The sequence below is a fragment of the Nesterenkonia aethiopica genome, assembly GCF_039534665.1.
Taxonomy (GTDB): domain Bacteria; phylum Actinomycetota; class Actinomycetes; order Actinomycetales; family Micrococcaceae; genus Nesterenkonia; species Nesterenkonia aethiopica.
On sequence record NZ_BAAAVT010000005.1, the window covers coordinates 125806 to 143243 of the forward strand.

At 68.0% G+C, this 17438-nt stretch carries 15 protein-coding genes; 6 read left to right on the forward strand and 9 right to left on the reverse strand.

All coding sequences use genetic code 11. The features are described 5' to 3' along the window. Positions 1 to 2: 2 nt before the first annotated feature. On the reverse strand, positions 3 to 899 hold the full coding sequence (locus ABD658_RS04945) for a LysR family transcriptional regulator (protein WP_070161325.1): 897 nt from the start codon (positions 897 to 899) through the stop codon (positions 3 to 5). Between the two features lie 158 nt (positions 900 to 1057). Here ABD658_RS04945 and ABD658_RS04950 point away from each other — a divergent pair, with 158 nt between their 5' ends. Beyond that, positions 1058 to 2074 carry an MBL fold metallo-hydrolase gene (locus tag ABD658_RS04950; protein WP_344684687.1) on the forward strand — a complete coding sequence of 339 codons (1017 nt, stop codon included), beginning with the start codon at positions 1058 to 1060 and terminating at the stop codon, positions 2072 to 2074. 101 nt (positions 2075 to 2175) lie between these two features. After that, positions 2176 to 2802, forward strand: coding sequence for a trimeric intracellular cation channel family protein (locus ABD658_RS04955; RefSeq protein WP_344684689.1), 627 nt, complete (start codon positions 2176 to 2178; stop codon positions 2800 to 2802). Here ABD658_RS04955 and ABD658_RS04960 read toward each other — a convergent pair. From ABD658_RS04960 to ABD658_RS04975, 4 genes are all read right to left on the reverse strand, one after another. Further along, entirely contained in the window at positions 2735 to 4207 is a 1473-nt protein-coding gene (locus ABD658_RS04960; RefSeq protein ID WP_344743998.1) for an aspartate ammonia-lyase, read from the reverse strand. The two genes, ABD658_RS04955 and ABD658_RS04960, sit on opposite strands and share 68 nt — an antisense overlap. A gap of 36 nt (positions 4208 to 4243) precedes the next feature. Continuing rightward, positions 4244 to 5779, reverse strand: a complete 1536-nt coding sequence (locus ABD658_RS04965) for a sodium:solute symporter family protein (protein WP_344684693.1) — start codon at positions 5777 to 5779, stop codon at positions 4244 to 4246. Positions 5780 to 6776: 997 nt separating this feature from the next. After that, positions 6777 to 8015 (reverse strand): acyl-CoA dehydrogenase family protein, encoded by a 1239-nt coding sequence (locus ABD658_RS04970; RefSeq protein WP_344684695.1) that lies wholly within the window; start codon positions 8013 to 8015, stop codon positions 6777 to 6779. A 282-nt stretch (positions 8016 to 8297) separates the two neighbouring features. Next, on the reverse strand, positions 8298 to 9212 hold the full coding sequence (locus ABD658_RS04975; protein WP_344684697.1) for a LysR family transcriptional regulator: 915 nt from the start codon (positions 9210 to 9212) through the stop codon (positions 8298 to 8300). A 135-nt stretch (positions 9213 to 9347) separates the two neighbouring features. On the opposite strand from ABD658_RS04975, the gene ABD658_RS04980 reads away from it, so the two are divergent. Then, entirely contained in the window at positions 9348 to 10517 is a 1170-nt protein-coding gene (locus tag ABD658_RS04980; protein ID WP_344684699.1) for a CaiB/BaiF CoA transferase family protein, read from the forward strand. A gap of 16 nt (positions 10518 to 10533) precedes the next feature. Here ABD658_RS04980 and ABD658_RS04985 read toward each other — a convergent pair whose 3' ends face one another. Both ABD658_RS04985 and ABD658_RS04990 read right to left on the reverse strand, forming a co-directional pair. Next, entirely contained in the window at positions 10534 to 11067 is a 534-nt protein-coding gene (locus ABD658_RS04985) for a GNAT family N-acetyltransferase (RefSeq protein ID WP_344684701.1), read from the reverse strand. A gap of 88 nt (positions 11068 to 11155) precedes the next feature. Then, a complete protein-coding gene (locus ABD658_RS04990) occupies positions 11156 to 12607 on the reverse strand; it encodes a galactokinase (protein ID WP_344684703.1) in 1452 nt (483 codons plus the stop codon). A gap of 199 nt (positions 12608 to 12806) precedes the next feature. On the opposite strand from ABD658_RS04990, the gene ABD658_RS04995 reads away from it, so the two are divergent. Then, positions 12807 to 13229 carry an organic hydroperoxide resistance protein gene (locus ABD658_RS04995; RefSeq protein ID WP_070161354.1) on the forward strand — a complete coding sequence of 141 codons (423 nt, stop codon included), beginning with the start codon at positions 12807 to 12809 and terminating at the stop codon, positions 13227 to 13229. Positions 13230 to 13314: 85 nt separating this feature from the next. On the opposite strand, the gene ABD658_RS05000 is transcribed toward ABD658_RS04995, so the two are convergent. Further along, the gene (locus ABD658_RS05000) at positions 13315 to 13554 is read right to left on the reverse strand and encodes a hypothetical protein (protein ID WP_344744002.1); all 240 of its coding nucleotides are present in this window, start codon (positions 13552 to 13554) and stop codon (positions 13315 to 13317) included. Positions 13555 to 13829: 275 nt separating this feature from the next. On the opposite strand from ABD658_RS05000, the gene ABD658_RS05005 reads away from it, so the two are divergent. Next, positions 13830 to 14957 (forward strand): pirin family protein, encoded by a 1128-nt coding sequence (locus ABD658_RS05005; RefSeq protein WP_344684708.1) that lies wholly within the window; start codon positions 13830 to 13832, stop codon positions 14955 to 14957. Between the two features lie 609 nt (positions 14958 to 15566). Continuing rightward, entirely contained in the window at positions 15567 to 16106 is a 540-nt protein-coding gene (locus ABD658_RS05010) for an NADPH-dependent FMN reductase (protein ID WP_344684710.1), read from the forward strand. 110 nt (positions 16107 to 16216) lie between these two features. Here the strand turns inward: ABD658_RS05010 and ABD658_RS05015 are convergent, their stop codons facing one another. Then, entirely contained in the window at positions 16217 to 17428 is a 1212-nt protein-coding gene (locus ABD658_RS05015) for a glycerate kinase (protein WP_344684712.1), read from the reverse strand. Between the last annotated feature and the right edge of the window lie 10 nt (positions 17429 to 17438).

Sequence of the window (17438 nt, forward strand, 5' to 3'; positions counted from 1 at the left end):
CGTCAGACCATCTGGTCCTGAAGGTGCCGCAGCGCCTCTCGCACGCGTGCAGGCAGCTCTTCGGAGGGAGCGGTGAGCGCGATGATGGGATTCGCTGGGATGTCGTCGAGGATCGGCACGTAGGACACCTTCAGGCCGTCATAGGTGATGTCCGTCTGAGGAGTCACATTCACGAACGCCCAGCCGAGTCCGTGCCCCACGAGAGACCGGACCGTCTCGAAGTTCGACGACGACCACTGGACGCGGGGCTGCAGCCCAAGGTCCATGATGATCTGGGTGACGCGTTCGACGCTCGGCGGAATGTCCACCATGATCATCGGCTCCTGGATGAGTTCGCGAAGCTGAATGCCGGGACGATCGGCGAGCGGGTGCTCCGCAGGGAGCATCACGTGATGCTGATTCGTGCCGATCCGCGTCTCGTCGAGATCCTCGGCTGACTGGCGTGCATAGGCGAACCCCAAGTCGGCCTGTCCGCTCCGCAGCATCTGATGGATCTCGGGAACGGTGGCCTCCGCGATGGTCACGTCCACCGCGGGATGCTCCGCAGCGAAATGTGACACGAGTCGAGGAAGCACGTGCGGTGACACAGTCATTGAACTGACGACGCGCAGCGTGCCGCGAATCTCGGAATGGTCGTTGCTGACCGCCTCTGATGCATCAGAGATGGCTGTGGCGGCCCGCCGGGCATGGGGCAGCAGGGCCTGGCCGGCAGGTGTGGGTTGGGCGCGACGTGCCGGAGCTCGGTTCAGCAGCTCTGCGTCCAGGCCCTTCTCCAGCTGCCGGATCGCCACAGAGATGGCCGCCTGGCTGATGTGCAGCTGCCGGGCTGCGGCGCTGATCGAGCCGTGGTCAACCACGGCGAGGAAGTACTCCAGTTGACGAAGGGTGATCTCCGGCATCGTGTCTCCTCGAGGCGTGGCGAGTCGAGCATGAACTTAATCTGAGTCGAAGTCTGCCATGACTTAAATTCGCTTTCCACTATGGGGCAGCCCGAGCAGACTGGATCCACGAGACGGGCGTGAGCAGGCGCCAAGCGGACAGTGAGGAGCGGAGACCCGTGAGCGGACTGACGAAGCAGAGTGGACACCACGTGATCACACTGGGCACGGCCGGCGGGCCGCGGTTCTGGCGGGACTCTTCGCGCACCGGCATTGCCACGGCCATCGTGGTCGACGACGGCTTCTATCTGGTGGACTGCGGCCACGGTGTCGGCCGCCAGATCGAGAGGGCAGGGCTCGAGATGAGCAGACTCAAGGGCATCTTCCTCACGCATCTGCACTCGGATCACACGGTGGACCTCAACACACTGGCCCTGTTCGGGCTCTTTGAGCTCCAGGACAGGATCGGCCGACCTGTGCCGATCATCGGTCCCGGTGACCGGGGCGCCCTGCCGCCGGTGTCTCCACTGGCCGCCGTCGCGCCCAGTCCGGTGGCTCCGTACAGTCCCACCCCGGGGACTGCGGAGATGTTCCTGCGGCTGATGGAGGCCGCTGCGACAGACCTCAACGACCGGGTCATCGATGCCCTCAGGCCGTCGCCGCTCGACATCTTTGCTGCGCAGGACATCGAGATCCCCAGCTCCTTGGAGTTTCACCCCAATGAGAATCCGGTGCCGGCGACGAACGGCTTCGAGATCTTCCGGGACGAGTCAGTGGTCGTCACGGCCACCCTTGTGCAGCACCCGCCTGTCGCCCCGGCCTTCGCTTTCCGCTTCGACACGGCCCAGGGCTCGGTGTGCGTCTCGGGGGACACGACGTACACACCGAATATGGTTCGACTGAGCCGGGACGCCGGACTGGTACTGCACGAGGCCATCGATTTCGACTTCATGGAGTCGATGTACCGGGGCAAGGACGACGAGATGTCGCGTGCTTCCTTGGCGCATCACTACAAGTCCCACACCTCGGTGGCCGATGCGGTTCGCGTGGCCCGTGAGGCGGGGGCGCGGCGTCTGGCGCTGCATCACCTGGTGCCCGGCTCCGGCGCCATTGCCTGGGAGCGGGTGGCGGCTGAAGGGTACTCGGGAGAGTTCCTCGTGCCAGATGACTTGGCGGTCATCCCTTTCGGGACCTGATGTCGCCCCTGTCTGCCGCCTCGGAGGGGACTTCCTGCATGGCAAGCTTGTGTCCACGGGCCTCACGGCGGTCCGAGCGATGACCGAGGAGGGGAGCCCCAATGTCTGTGCCCATGGTGGTCCTCGTCCTGGAGTTGGTGGGCACTTTCGCCTTCGCAGTCTCCGGGGCGCTGCTGGCTGCGCGCAAGGGCTTCGACCTGGTGGGCTCACTGCTGCTGGCCAGCCTCGCCGGCCTCGGTGGAGGGGTGATCCGGGACCTGGTGCTGAACACCGGGGTTCCCAACGCCTTCGCCGCCCCGCAGTACCTCGTGCCGGTGGTGCTCGCAGTGCTGGCGGTGTTCATCCGGCTCATCCATGAGGACAGGCTGCGGCGCACGCTGCTGGTCTTCGACGCGCTGGGTCTCTCGCTGTTCTGCGTCATGGGCGCGACCATCGCCCATGAGGTGGGGCTGAATCCCATCGCCGCGGTGCTGCTGGGGGTGACGACCGCCGTCGGGGGAGGGACGCTGCGGGACGTAGTGGCCAATGAGGTGCCGCAGATCTTCAACCCCCGAGGCGTCTACGCCGCGCCCGCCTTCCTGGGCGCCGGGGCGACCGCCCTGCTGCTGGAGGTCGGCCTCTTCAGCGCCGTCAGCGCTGTGGTGGTGGCGATGCTGGTGCTCACTCTGCGGCTTCTGGCACTGCGCTACCGGTGGCGGATTCCCCTGGCCGTGCTGAAGCGGGGATGAGGCCATGATCGGCGAACGGGCCGGTGAGATTCCGAGGAACGAGCAGCTCATCGAGGGCCTCTCTGCTCATCAGGCCCTTGTTGAGGACCGTCTCCGTGATGGTGCGCCCGGAGAGCAGGGCCTCCTGGGCGACGAGCGACGCCTCGGCGTACCCGATGTACGGGCACAGGACTGTCACGAGTCCGATCGATCGATGGACCGTGTCGTGGAGCTCCTCCTGGTTGGCGGTGATCCCCCGCACGCACTTCTCATCGAGGGTCCGGCAGGCCGCTGTGAGGTGCGTCAGCGAACGGAGCAGGCTGATCGCGATCACCGGCTCGAAGGCGTTGAGCTGGAGCTGCCCGCCCTCTGCCGCCAGCGTCACCGTCACATCGTTGCCGATGACCTCGTAGGCCACCTGGTTGACGACCTCAGGTATCACCGGGTTGACCTTCCCCGGCATGATGCTCGACCCCGCTTGCACGGGCGGAAGGTTGATCTCGTTCAACCCCGCTCGAGGTCCGGATGAGGTCAGACGAAGGTCGTTGCAGGTCTTCGAGAGTTTGACAGCGACTCGCTTCAGCACGCCGGAAAGCTGGACGAAGGCGCCGACGTCCTGGGTTGCTTCGATGAGGTTCTCTGCCGTGCGCAGTTCTGCGGAGACCAGCTCGGAGAGTCTTGAGCGCACCAGCTCGGCGTAGTCGGGATGGGTGTTGAGCCCGGTCCCGATGGCTGTCCCGCCGAGATTGATCTCGGTCAGCAGGCCCGTGGCCTCCACCAGTCTGCTGCGGTCCTCCTCGAGCATGACGGCGTAGGTGAAGAACTCCTGTCCCAGAGTCATGGGGACGGCGTCCTGCAGCTGTGTCCTTCCCATCTTCATGACATGTGAGAATTCCTGAGCCTTGTCGCGGAACGTGCTCGCGAGATCTCGCATGGCACGGCGGAGCAGGCGAAGCTCGCCGAGGAGAGCGATCTTCAGCGCAGTGGGATACACATCATTGGTGCTCTGCCCGAGGTTCACGTGGTCAAGAGGATGAAGGTTCTCATAGGTGCCCTTCCTCAAACCCATTCGTTCGAGGGCGACATTGGCGATCACCTCATTGGCGTTCATGTTGGTCGACGTGCCTGCACCGCCCTGGAGCACATCCACGACGAACTGGTCATGGAAGCCGCCGTCCCGGATCTCAGAACACGCGCCTTCGATGGCGTGGGCGCGTTCTGCGCTGAGGCCTCCCAACGAATGGTTCGCGTGAGCGGCGGCCTGCTTCACAGCTGCGAGCGCGTTGATGAGGCCCGGGTACGCGGATATGGGCGTGCCGCTGATGCGGAAGTTTTCGGCCGCGCGGGCGGTGTGCACACCGTAGTAGCACTCGGAAGGGATAGGCAGAGTGCCCAGGAGATCGTGTTCTGTTCGGGTGGTATGCATGACTGTGCTCTTCCTGGTCCTCATGCCGGCGATCCGTCAGCGGATGTGCGTCGTGTCTGCGGCCGAAGTCGTCTCCGGCTCGGCGAGGGTGTCGTCCCAGCGCTCCTCGTCGAAGTCTTGCTGGCGACGTCGAATCTTGAGAAGCAGGTCGGAGCTTCGTGGCCTCGTCAGAAGGCTCACGCTGATGAAGACGACCACGTTCAGCAGAAGCGACAGCAGGCCGGCGCCATGGACGCTGAACGGGCCGGGGACCAGCGCCGGGAAGATCGTGAACAGCACGAGAGTGGTGATTCCCACGATCAAGCCTGAGGTCGCACCAGCCACGCTGGCACGTCGCCAGAAGAGCGCCCCCACAGTCGGAACGATCACTTGGGCGAGTCCTGCGTAGGCGACCAGGCCGATGGCGATGAGCAGCCCAGGAATATAGAGGGCCATCACATAGGCGATGGCGCAGAAGGCCAGGATCGCCCAGCGGCCCACCCAGATGCGCTTCCGCTCAGGCAGGTCCTTCTGGATGTAGCGACTGTGGAAGTCGATGGTGTAGCTGGCCGCCATGGCGTGGACCTGGGAGTTCGCCGTGGACATGGCAGCGCCGGCGCCCGCCGCGATGACCAGCAGTGCCAGCAGCAGCGGCGCGTACTCGAGGAGCATGATCGGCAGTACATGGTCAGGCTGCTCGACGTCGGGTTCGAGCAGGACTGCCGAATTGCCGATCACCATGGCCCCTATGTAGGCGATCGCCACGAGACCCAAGAGGAACGGCATCAGGTCGAACGATCGAGGGCTCTTCGCCGCGTACATCCGTGTCCACAGTTGGGGCGTCATGAGCGCACCGACCGGTGTGATGACCGCCAGAGCGATCCAGTACATCCACATGCCGTCGCCGAGAATGAGGTTCTCCGGACGTACCTGTTCGATCTGGTCGAACATGGTGCCCATTCCGCCCACCTCGCCCAGGACGAACACGCCTGCGGCGATGAGCCCGAAGAAGATCCCGACGCCGTAGAAGATGTCGGTCCAGGCGATGGCGCGGAGTCCGCCTGCCCAGACGTAGGCGATGATGACGGTATAGAAGAGTAGGCCACCCACCCAGAAGGGGATGGTGCCTCCGGAGGCCACGTCGATGAGGTAGGCCCCGCCCGTCAGCTGGATCTGCAGGTGAGGAAGGGAGAAGACGAGAAGGATGACAGCGATGAACGTGGCGAGTCGAGGTGACCGATAGAGGTCGACAAAGAAATCACGAGCTGTCAGGTATTTTCCTGTCTTTCCGTGGAACCAGACCTTTTTCCCGATCCAGTAATACATGATGCCGAAGAAGATGTTGAAAATGACGGCCGTCCAGTAAGCCGGGCCATAGAGGTAGAAGTTTGCGTTGGACCCGAGGAAGGCGAAGGCGCTCCACCACGTGGCCTGTACGGTGAAGAACAGGGCGATCGGCCCCATTGCTCGTCCCTGGACGAAGTAGTCGCTGGTGGTCGGACGCGCCTTCATGGAGGCGATCAGTCCGATGACCAGTGGAATCGCGAGGGCCCCACCGATGGCTGCAATGCCGAGGATCTCCTGGGTGTTCATCAGTCTCTGTCCTTCTGAGCGTCGACGGCGGTCGTGGCGGTGCGTGTGTTGCGGCCCCAGTGAGCGATGTGCGCCCAAAGGAGGACACTGCAGAGGAGTGCCCAGATGATGATGATGTATCCGTAGATGAATGGCATGCCAAAGATCCTGGGTTCTGCTGCGTCATGGAAGAAGAGCACGCCGGGAAACAGAGATATGCCCAGGAGAGTGATGATGAGTGACCAGATGACCTTGGTCTTGAGTGTGTAGGGTCCTGTTCGCACACGATCCTCCTCGTCCGGCGCTGAGTGCCGCTGGTGCGCCGCAGTGCCAGCGATGTTTTGGGGTGGCCCCATTCTTTATTGCGAAGGAAGCGTGTTCAATAAGTGAAAAAAGAGGAGGTGCATCACAAGATGTGATGTCAGGCGGCCGGCGTGGGCGACGGCCCCAGGGTGGATGATTCGACCGCCGTCGAGGGGGTGCAACGGTGCCCAGCAGTACCGAGCCTCCTCAAGGTGCAGAGCCCGCCCAGCCCTCCGCTGTCGATGCATGAACGGCAGTGCCTGCTGCAGAACGAGCGGCGAACCCTGTGGGGCATCTCGTGGCCTCCCCGGGGGGAGTGCAGCGGGTTGTTCGAGATCACCACCCGGGCGGCGTCGTTGATGATGGTCAGGCTGGGGAGGACATTGCTGGAGGTGCCAGGATGATCTCCAGGGACTCGACTGCGACGTTCGGGCAGCTGACGCCGATGAGCCGATCGTCCAGGATCAGTGGCACGGAGCTGGTGAGTGTGACTTCCGTGCTGCACAGGTAACCCACGGAGGATTCGGTGACGTTGGAGCGATGGGTCTGCGCAGGGATCCGGAACCACTCCAGGCGTTGAGACTCTACGAAGTAGCGGTTGCAGGACTCGGCCTTGCCCGGCAGTCAGTCATCCGGGATGCGGAAGACGTCGGCGACGAAGTGGTTCACGGCGTCGATGGTAAGCAGCATAGCAGCGCACTCGGCGATGGGCCGCTCAGCGGAAGGCGGCCTCCCCCGTGAGCCGCTGGCCGATGATCAGCGTGTGAACCTCATCAGTGCCCTCATAGGTGCGCACCGACTCCAGGTTGTTGGCATGCCGCAGCGGCGAATGCTCGGCGGTGATGCCATTGCCGCCCAAGATGGTGCGGGCCTCTCGGCAGATCTCGATGGCGGCCCGGCAGTTGTTCAGTTTGCCTACGGAGATCATGTGGTTCTCCAGCGTGCCGGTGTCCTTCGCCCGGCCCAGCTGCAGGGCCAGCAGCTGGCCCTTGGTGAGCTCCAGGGCCATGTCCGTGAGCTTCTTCTGGGTCAGCTGGTAGCCGGAGAGCGGGCGACCGAACTGCTGGCGCTCCGCCGCGTAGTCCAGGGCCGCCTCCAAGGCGTCTCGGGCCGCGCCCATCGCGCCCCAGGCGATGCCGTAGCGGGCCTCCGAGAGGCAGGAGAAGGGGCCCCGCAGGCCCGGGTGCTTCGGCAGGATCGCATCGGCCGGCAGGCGGACGCCGTCCAGGACGATGTCGCACTGCAGCGAGGCCCGCATGGAGAGCTTCCGTTCGATGGCCTCGGCCCGGAACCCGAGGGTGTCGGTCGGCACGATGAAGCCGCGCACCACCTCGCCCGCGTCGTCGGGTCGGGTGCGGTGCTCATCCTCGACGGCGGCCTCGGAGTCCGCGGCTGCGACCTTGGCCCAGATGATCGCCACATCGGCGATGCTGGCCAGCCCGATCCAGCGTTTGGAGCCATTGAGGACCCACCCATCGCCCTCGCGGCGGGCCCGGGTGGACATGCCGCCCGGGTCGGAGCCGGCGGTCGGCTCGGTCAGCCCGAAGCAGCCGATGATCTCCCCGGCCGCCATCCCCGGCAGCCAGCGCTGCTTCTGCGCTTCGGAGCCGTGCTTGTGGATGGCCGACATCGCCAGCGAGCCCTGCACTGAGACCACCGTGCGGATCCCCGAGTCCCCGGCCTCCAGCTCCTGCATGGCCAGCCCGTACTCAGTGGCGCTGCGCCCCGCGCAGCCGTAGCCGCTCAGGTGCATGCCGAACATCCCCAGCTCCGCCATCTCACCGAACAGCTCCGTAGGCAGGACCGCCTCGTCGTACCACCGAGCGATGTGCGGACGGATGCGGCGATCCACGAACTCCGCCACCCTGTCCCGGGTGGCGATCTCCTCGGCCGAGAGCTGAGCCTCGATGCCCATCAGATCGGTGCGGCGGAGGGCGGGGGTGCTGGTGGTCATCAAGACTCCTTCGTCGCGTGGCGCGGGCGGGCTGCGGGCGGGAGGCGGAAGCGTGAGGATTCCGACGGCCTGCCCCTCACTGTGGCTGACAACACGTAATCAGCGTCTGGAGCGTTTGGCAACGTGGACCCTGCGGTCCAGGGGGTTGAAGGCCGCCGGTGGCTGCCGTGCGGGGTTCAGTTCGGGGGAGTGAGGCCCGATCCGGCGCGCTATTCCGTCACAATGCATATTCTGGGGAAGATTGATACGGATGGAGGAAGAATCGTCGGCGACGTCGGCGGCTCACCGGGACGGGGAAGGCGATCGCGGATCGGGGAAGGCGTCCTGCGCGATCTCGATCACCGTGTGCAGGGCGGGATTGTCATCGGTGCGCCGCCAGATCATGCGCACTTCCAGAGGTCTGTCTTCCCCGGCGATGGAGCTGAACACGACGCCCTCGGAGGAGACGTTGTCTCGGACGGAGTCCAGGCTGAGTCCGCACCCCATCTGTGCGCCGACCAGCACCACCTGGGTCCAGGAGTCCGGGGCCGTCTGCGCGACCCGGGGGACGAAGCCGGATGCCATGGCCAGAGAGTTCAGGCGGTTGGGCAGGGCCGCCCCCAGTCCGCCGGGCAGCGTGATCCACGCTTCTTCGGCCAGGTCGGCCATGTCCACGGACGACTGTGAGGCCAGCGGATGAGCGGAGGGGAGGACGACCATGACCTCCTCCAAGGCGATCACCGCGGAGTCTACTTCGGCAGGGAGGAAGTCCCAGCGGCCGATCACCAGGTCCAAGGAGCCGTCCAACACCCGCTCCAGCCCGAGGTGGGAGAACTGGGAGCTGTAGAGCTCGAGCATCAGCCCGGGGCGGGCCGTGCGCACCTGCCGGGCCAGCTCGCCGACCTTCCTGTTGATGGAGGCGCCGGCGAATCCGACGCGCACGCGACCGGTCTCCCCCGTGAGGGTGCTGTGCACTGCCCGCTCCGCCGCCTCGGAGGCTTCGACCAGATGGCGAGCCGGATCCAGAAGGGCCCTTCCTGCCGCGGTGAGCTTCACGTGGCGGGTGCTGCGCTCGAAGAGCGGGGCGCCCAGGGAGCGCTCCAGCTGCTTGATGAGCCGGCTCAAGGGCGGCTGGGCCATGCGGAGGCGGGCCGCCGCTCGCCCGAAGTGCAGCTCCTCGGCCACTGCGATAAAGGCCTGTGCCTGATGAACCTCCACCGAGACCCTGCTTCCTCACCGTCCGGCGATTATTGCTGATGCGGCATCAGCTGTGACGCGAATCTGTCTTAGACAAAGCCTAATCACCGTGGTTGTGTGGTGCCAGACACAGCATCGACGGCGATCGGGGGCAGGATGGCAGACACTGCAGAGGTGGGCCCCGGCCCGCTGGCCGGCGTCGTCGTCGCGGACTTCTCCCGAGTGCTGGCCGGGCCCTACTGCACCATGCTGCTGGCCGATATGGGAGCCACCGTGATCAAGGTGGAGGGCCCCGGCGGGGATGACACCCGCCAGTGGCTGCCGCCGGAGCGCGACGGAGTGAGTACCTACTATCTCTCGGCGAACCGCAACAAGCAGTCGATCGTCCTGGATCTCAAGGAGCCCCGTGATCTGCAGACCGCCCACGAGCTCCTCGATGTCGCCGACGTCTTCGTGGAGAACTTCAAGCCGGGCGGGCTGGAGAAGTTCGGCCTCGACGCCGCCTCGGTGGCTCGCCGCTGGCCTCAGGTGGTGCATGCCAGCATCACCGGATTCGGCACCGAGGGTGGCCGGACGATGCCCGGATATGATCTGTTGGCCCAGGCGGTCTCCGGCTTCATGTCGGTGACCGGGGATCCGGATGGGGCTCCGCAGCGGGCCGGAGTGGCGATGTTCGACGTCATCACCGGGCTGCACTGCGCTGTGGGGATCCTCGGGGCCCTGCGCGAGCGGGAACGGTCCGGCCAGGGGCAACACCTGGAGCTGGATCTGCTCTCCTCGGCACTGTCCGGACTGGTCAACCAGACCTCCGGGTACGTGGCCGCCGGCAACGTGCCGCGCCGGCTGGGGAATGACCATCCCAGCCTCTACCCGTACGGGCCGTTCCCGGCGGCCGACCGAGACTTGGTCATCTGTGTGGGCAACGACCGTCAGTTTCTCAAGCTGGTCGGTGTGCTGGGCCTCGCGGAACTGGGTGAGGATCCACGGTTCGCCACGATGGCGGGGCGGAACACGAACCGTGATGAGCTGCGGCCCCTGCTCGTGGAGGCACTGGCGACGTCGTCGGCCGATCACTGGTTCGAGGCTCTGCAGGCTGTCGGCGTCCCATGCTCGCCCATCCTCGGCATCGATGAAGGCGTCGAGTTCGCGGCCTCGTTGGGACTGGCGCCCGTGGCACAGGCCGGGGAGGGCGACGACGCGGTCCCGACCGTCCGGCACCCGGTGACCTACAGTCGGACGCCGGCGACGTACGCGAAGCGCCCGCCGACACTGGGGGAGGACCAGGAATCCGTGCTCGAGTGGCTGCGGCGGCGCCGGGCGGAGTGAGCCTGACGGGGCCGGCTCAGGGATCCAGCCGCTTGACCAGCAGCTCTTCGGTCTCCGCGGCAATGCGGGCCACGCCGTCGTGGTCGAGGTAGGAGTACGTGGTGGTGGTGCGCTCGCCGGTGGGCCGGTAGCCCAGCCGCTTGTAGAGCCGCCGGGCGGCAGGGTTGTCCAAGCCCACGTGCAGCCGGAGCTCCAGCGCCTCTTCGTCATCGGCAGGATCACCATCGTCCGGCGGCTCCCCCTGTGCGGCCCGCTCCAGCACCGCCTGCTCAGCCGCGTTCATCAGCGCGGTGCCGATGCCGCGCCCGCGCCAGGGCCCGACGACGTGCACGTTCCTCACCTCGGCAGGCCAGGTCCAGCACAGCTCCAGTGACCCGGTCAGCTCCTCCCCGCAGAAGGCCACCAGGCCCGTGCCGATGCCGTTGGTCTGCTGGCGCACCAGGTACGGGCCCATGCTCGCGGCGTCCGGCCGGGCGGTGAGGAAGGCCGGGAGGTCGGTCGCGCGGATCTCGCGGACCTGGTGGCGAGCGGCAGGGGCGGTCGTGGTCATCTATTGATACTTCCACGGTCGCCGACGCTCCTGGAGCGGCACGGATTTCGTTCAGCTGAGGTACCCGTATCGGTCCGGCTCGACGCGCTCACCCCACTACGCGCGCCGGCGCCGACGGCTCCACAGTCAGGAACCGCGGAGCGGTGAACCCCTGCTCCTGGCACACCCGGGCCGCGGCTCCGATGACCGCATCCTCACGGTCGCGGGGCACCAGCGCGAGCACGGAACCGCCGAAGCCGCCGCCGATCAGCCGCGCGCCCAGCGCCCCGACCTCGGACACCGTCTCCACCAGGGCATCCGCTGCGGGGAAGGACACCTCGGCGTCGTCGCGCATCGAGGCATGTCCGGCGGTGAGGATCCGACCCACCTGGGCGGCCGCCGTCGTCGGTTCCAGCCCCTCGTCAGCGAGGATCCGGTCCAGCTGTTCAGAGCGCAGCATCTCCGTCAACGCATGCCGCAGGCGACGCCGGCATGCCGCCGTGCTGCGCCCCTCGAGCCCCTCTGCTTCGCTGGCCAGCTCATGGCCGCCGGTCAGCTCATCGAACCGTGCCAGTGCGGCGTCGACTTCGCCAGTCTCCGGGTGCTCGGGCAGCAGGTCCCGCAGCCGGTCCACACCGAGCAGGTGCATCGCCGCCTCCGAGTCGGCGCGGCGATCGTCGAACTGCCCGTCGCCCAGCCAGTGGGCCTGCCGGGTGTCGATCGCCAAGAAGGCGTGCTCGGCCAGCAGTCCGTCCATCGGCAGGCGCTCCACCGTGAAGTCCCGGCAGTCCAGGGACACCACATGTCCGGCCCGCCCCCGCAGGCTCACCGTCTGGTCCAGCCCGCCGGTGCCTGCACCGACCACCTCCACCTCGGCGCGCATGCAGGCCGCAGCCAGCCGGGCCCTCAGCTCGTCGTCCAGGGCCGAGTCCAACGCGGTTCCTGGATTCGCCGCGCCCAGCGGGGTGGCCAGGGCGACGAACGCCAGCATCGCCGAGCACTCCAGCGCCGCGGAGGAGGACAGCCCGCCGCCGATGGGCAGGGTCGAGCAGATCAACAGGTCCGCGCCGAAGCCCTCCGGCACCGCCAACTCCGGAGTCTCCTCGCCCAGCCGGGCGAGCGCCCACAGGGTGCCGGCCACGTACCAGGTCCAGCCGGAGACCTCGCCGGGCACCAGCGTGTGCACATCAGTGATCACCGGCGCCTCTATCTCTGGGGCCTCGCCGTCGTCAGGGGCGCGGGAGTCATCACCGACGACGGCGTCCACCGCCGCGACGCTGAGGGTCTGCACGCCGGCGTCGAGCTCCGGGTCCAGGGTGCGCAGCCGCAGCAGGCCGTCCTGCCGCGGGGCGGCGGCCACATAGGTGCCATGCGCCAGAGCCATCGGCAGGCACCGACCACCATGGAAGTCCACGTGCTCACCGTTGAGGTTCGCCCGCCCGGGGGCGAACCAGACGCCGTCCGGATCCCGGCCGAACTCCTCGACGAACCGGGTACGGAGCCCTGCGCTGATGCGGTGCGGCTCCCCGGGGGAGAGGCGGGCGGCGTCGTCGGAATGCATGGTTCCCTATTCTGCCTGGCGGATGGCTCGGACACGGCATCGGTGACACGAGCCAGGCTCACCGGCGACGTCCCGCACCCGGGGAGGACTGGTTGAACAGCGCACAGCTCTGAGCGAATACCCGCACGAACCCCTGGTCAAGGCCGGACAGATGTGTTGTTCTGATGCAGGACTGATCGTCGACCGAGAGGAGATCACCATGGAGACCCTGTACACGGCGGAGGCCATCGCGACCGGGGGAGGCCGCAACGGCCACACCCGCACCGACGACGGCCGCGTCGATCTCGACCTGGCCGCCCCGAAGGCCATGGGCGGATCCGGCGAGGGCGCCAACCCGGAGCAGCTCTTCGCCGCCGGCTACGCGGCCTGCTTCCACGGCGCGCTGCAGCTCGTCGCCAGCCAGGAGAACGCCGAGCTGGGCGACTCCTCCGTGGGCGCCAAGGTCGGCATCGGCAAGCTGCCCGAGGGCGGTTTCGGCCTGGAGGTCACCCTCGAGGTGGTCGTGCCGGACCTGCCCCAGGACGAGGCGCAGAAGCTGGCCGACAAGGCCCACGAGGTGTGCCCCTACTCCAACGCCACCCGCGGCAACATCGAGGTCAAGGTCGTCGTCACCGACGACTGATCGACCCGCGAGGAGAAGCGCCCGCGCTTCCTCCGGACACGCTGTCGGCCCGTCTCCCTGATCAGGGAGACGGGCCGACGTCGTCTCAGCGGCGGTGGACCTCCAGGGCGGCCGATCCCTGAGGGATCGGGCGCCTCCGCAGAGAGGAGGGGCCCGACCCGAAGACCCACCGGCACCATTCCTGGTGGGCGGCGGCGACCTGAGGGGCCAGCGTCCGACGGTCCGAGGCGTCCGCGGGGGACGGAGGGGCCGCCTCGGTGCGGCTGATCCCATGCTGGCCGAAGGTCGACGCGACGGTTCCGGCGGGGACGGCCGACGGAACCACGGTCTCCGGGTCGGGGGACTGTGGGGTGATGAAGCTGTGGGGTGGTGCGGCTGTGGGGTGGTGCGGTCCACGAGCGTCGCAGGCCCGGCTTGGATGCTGGACCAGCCCGAGCGCTCGAGACCACCTGGGCACCAGGATGACCGCTCACTGTGAGAGTCTGATGAGAGAGGCGATGCCGTGGGGCTCTCGCCCCTGCGGTCCTGTCGGATACAGTGGAGATCATCAGATGATTCAAATCTGAATGACCATCGTGGTGGATCGTCGGAGGTGCCAGGATGAGCAATGTGGAGCGCGCCCCGCAGGAGCGGGTCTGTGTCAACGGCCCCCAGGTGGGCGGCACCGGGGGACTGCGCGACGGCGTCGCCGTGGCTGACTCCGGCGTCGAGATCCTTGAGCCGCGGGAGGTGCCGCTCGGAGGGCCGCGGGCCATGACTGTCCGCCGAACCCTGCCACAGCGTGCGCGCTCCCTGGTGGGGGCCTGGTGCTTCCTGGACTTCTACGGTCCTGACGACGTCTCCGCGTCCACGCCGATGCGGGTGCCCCGCCATCCGCACACCGGACTGGCCACCGTCTCCTGGCTGTTCTCCGGCCGCATCGACCACCTGGACTCCGCCGGACATTGGGCCACCGTCCGTCCCGGTGAGCTGGCCCTGATGAACGCCGGGCGAGGCATCAGCCACTCCGAGTACTCCACCGAGGACACCACCGTGCTGCATGGCGCGCAGCTGTGGTTCGCGTTCCCCCAGGACCACCGATTCTCGGAGCCCTCACTGGCGGCGTACCGCCCTGAGGCCGTCACCGGACGGGGCTGGGAGGCGAGGGTCTTCCTCGGCGAGCTGCTCGGCAGCAGGTCGCCTGTGCCCACGCCTCTGCCGCTGACCGGCGCCGAGCTGCGCCTGGAGCCCGGTGCGAGCCTGGAGCTCACGATCCCCGCAGACCACGAACACGGCCTGCTCCCGGTCTCCGGCCGGGTGCGCGTCGACGGTGCGGACGTTCCCGCCGATCATCTGGCCGTGGCCGACGTCGGACGCACCGCTCTGCGGATCGACGCCGGTGAGGAGCCTGTGGTGGCGTTGCTGCTGGGCGGCCTGCCCTTGGGAGAGCGGATCGTGATGTGGTGGAACTTCGTGGGTCGCAGCCACGAGGACATCGCCGCCTACCGGGCCGCCTACCAGTCGGAGATGGGCTTCGAGCCTCCTCCTGCGGGTTCCCCGCTGCACCGGCGCCTGCCGGAGGGCGAGTCGCTCGGGGTGCCGCTGTCCGGGGAGCTGCGGGACGCACTCGCCGGGGAGACCTACGACGACGGCCGCCCCTTCCCACAGTTCGGGGACTTCCCGCCGCACACCGAGCCGCCCCTGCCTGCCCCGGCTTTGCCGACCACTCGGATGAAGCCGAGGGGATGAGCTGACCCTCAGACGTTGACCCCGGAGCGTTGGTCGGAATCCACGCACTAACGCGAGGTTTAGCGGCACGATCTCCGGGGTCAACGTGGGGCGGACGCCAGCGCCCGCGAGATCAGGACAGGATCTGTCCTCATCGCTCCATAGCGTGGGTGCATGATCACCACAGCGCCCCGCCAGCCGTCCCGTCAGCCGCCATGCCCATCCTCTCCGGCGGCGCCCGCACCGGCACCCCCGCCGCGCGCCGAAGCTCCTGCGTCTCCGCCGCGGGTTCCCGCGCCCCGGCCGAACGACCCTCCGTCCGAAGGGCCGGACGCTCCGCCCCGTCGGCAGGATCGCGCCGCACGCCGGGAGGCGCGGCGCCGTCGTCGGGCTCTGTCCCGCGAGGTCCGACTCGTCCGCACTCGCGAGCAGGCCCTGCTGCGACTCGACGCCGAGCGGGCGGCCCGCGGGTGGCGCCTCGGGAACTCTGGGGACTTCCGCTGGCTCTGAGCAGGGGTACCCGAGGGCTGACTCGGCTCCGCCTTGGGCGCTCACCGTCCCGTCACCTCCTCCCGCCCGCAGGGGCTGTCATGCCAGACTGGCACCGTCGACGACGGGAAAGGAGCGCAGATGGCGCGGATCGGGTACATCGTGGGCAGCCTTGCGGAGGATTCGGTGAATCGGAAGCTCGCCGAAGTGCTGGTGGCTCAGGCGCCTGAGCGGGCAGAGCTCACAGAGGTCGACATTCGGCCCCTGCCGCTCTATGACCGGCACCTCGACGAGGACTTCCCGGCCGAGATGACCGCCTTCAAGGAACAGGTCTCGGCCTGCGACGGCCTGCTGCTGGTCAGCCCGGAACACAACCAGAGCTTCCCTGCTCCGGTGAAGAACGCGATCGACATCCTCACCCGACCCCCGCGGCAGGGCGTGCTGCGCGGTAAGCCAATGGGCATCGCCGGTGCCTCGCCCAGCAGGTTCGGGACCATCAACTCGCAGACCCAGCTACGGACCTTCCTGCCCCTGCTCGGAGTCAAGCTCATGGGCACCCCGCTGATGGCCGTGCAGGTCACCGAGGACACCTTCGGCGACGCCGGCCCCGACGAGCAGATCGCCACGCGCGCCGCCAAGTACATGGAGGCGCTCACCACCTGGGTGGAGCAGCACTCATGAGCTCTCCCGGGAAGTCCGCGCCACGATGACTCCGCGGGCTCACAGAGCCGGATAAGGGCCCAAACCGCAGAGGCAACTCGGTCCGCAGAGGCAGCGCGGCCGGCGAGGGCTCAGCGGCCGTGCGCCAGCAGCCCGCAGGCCTGGGCCGCGGTCTGCGTGATCAGCTCGGGCGCGCGCTCCAGCAGCTCCTGAAGCTCCGCGGCCCCAGGGGCGATGGAGAATGCCCCGGTCAGCCCCGCCTCCCGACATTCGGCGGCGGTCAGCTTCACAGTGCCGGCGATGACGACGACGGCGGCACCCGCCGGCGCGTTGCGGCGCACCGCCTCCACGACCTTCCCACCCAGCGACTGGGAGTCCAGGGAGCCTTCGCCGGTCAGCACGATGTCAGCATCGGCCAGTGACTCGGCCAGACCCACGGCCTCGCCCACCATCTGCGAACCCGGCACCACCTCGGCCCCGAGCAGGCTCACCAGTCCCACGGGGATGCCGCCGGCGGCCCCGAACCCGGCGGCCTGCCGGTAGTCCTCGGCGGCAGCGCCGGTGTGGGCGGCGAGCACCCCGGCCAGGTGGGAGAGGCCGGCGTCGAGCGCGGCGACGTCGTCCTCATCCGCGCCCTTCTGCGGACCGAAGACGGCGGCGGCCCCGCGCTCACCGGTCAACGGATTGTCCACGTCCACGGCGATCCGCCACCGCACCTCGGCGGCGCGGGGATGCAGTCCGGAGACGTCCACGGCAGCGATCTCGGCCAGCCCATGCCCGCCGGGCGCCACCGGGGCGCCTGCGTCGTCCAGGAACTCCACGCCCAGGGCGCGCAGCAGCCCGGTGCCTCCGTCGGTGCTGGCCGAGCCGCCGATGCACAGCAGGATCTCCTCCACCTGGGTGCCTCCGGGCGCGGTGTCCAGCAGGTGCTGCGCGATCAGCCCGACCCCGTAGGTGTCGGCTCGGCGCGGCTGCAGCGGCACATCGCTGACCTGCGGGAGGCCGTTGCCCTGCGCCGCCTCCAGCACTGCGGTCCGCCCGTCTGCCGAGCGGCCCACCAGGGCCGTGGCGGGTCGCCCGATGGCGTCGAGGACCTCCAGCTGTTCAGCCTCCTGCCCCCAGACCGCCAGCAGCGCCTCCAGGGTGCCTTCGCCGCCGTCGGCGAAGGGAAGTTCGGTGATCTGCGCCTGCGGGAACACCTCCCGAGCGCCGCGGGCCAGCGCGGCGGCGGCCTCGGCGGCGGTGGCGGAGCCTTTGAACGAGTCGGGGACGCAGACGATGCGCGGGGCCATGTCGAGGGGCGAGGCAGTGCCGGAGCGCGGGCCGGAGGTGATGTGGCTCATGCGCACGACT

Excerpts from the sequence above, each read along its gene's own strand:
- ABD658_RS04990 (WP_344684703.1), bottom strand. The coding sequence starts at position 12,607 with ATGCATTCCGACGACGCCGCCCGCCTCTCCCCCGGGGAGCCGCACCGC.
- ABD658_RS05015 (WP_344684712.1), bottom strand. The coding sequence starts at position 17,428 with ATGAGCCACATCACCTCCGGCCCGCGCTCCGGCACTGCCTCGCCCCTC.
- ABD658_RS04995 (WP_070161354.1), top strand. The coding sequence starts at position 12,807 with ATGGAGACCCTGTACACGGCGGAGGCCATCGCGACCGGGGGAGGCCGC.
- ABD658_RS05010 (WP_344684710.1), top strand. The coding sequence starts at position 15,567 with ATGGCGCGGATCGGGTACATCGTGGGCAGCCTTGCGGAGGATTCGGTG.
- ABD658_RS05005 (WP_344684708.1), top strand. The coding sequence starts at position 13,830 with ATGAGCAATGTGGAGCGCGCCCCGCAGGAGCGGGTCTGTGTCAACGGC.
- ABD658_RS04970 (WP_344684695.1), bottom strand. The coding sequence starts at position 8,015 with ATGACCACCAGCACCCCCGCCCTCCGCCGCACCGATCTGATGGGCATC.
- ABD658_RS04985 (WP_344684701.1), bottom strand. The coding sequence starts at position 11,067 with ATGACCACGACCGCCCCTGCCGCTCGCCACCAGGTCCGCGAGATCCGC.
- ABD658_RS04955 (WP_344684689.1), top strand. The coding sequence starts at position 2,176 with ATGTCTGTGCCCATGGTGGTCCTCGTCCTGGAGTTGGTGGGCACTTTC.
- ABD658_RS04960 (WP_344743998.1), bottom strand. The coding sequence starts at position 4,207 with ATGCATACCACCCGAACAGAACACGATCTCCTGGGCACTCTGCCTATC.
- ABD658_RS04945 (WP_070161325.1), bottom strand. The coding sequence starts at position 899 with ATGCCGGAGATCACCCTTCGTCAACTGGAGTACTTCCTCGCCGTGGTT.
- ABD658_RS04980 (WP_344684699.1), top strand. The coding sequence starts at position 9,348 with ATGGCAGACACTGCAGAGGTGGGCCCCGGCCCGCTGGCCGGCGTCGTC.
- ABD658_RS04965 (WP_344684693.1), bottom strand. The coding sequence starts at position 5,779 with ATGAACACCCAGGAGATCCTCGGCATTGCAGCCATCGGTGGGGCCCTC.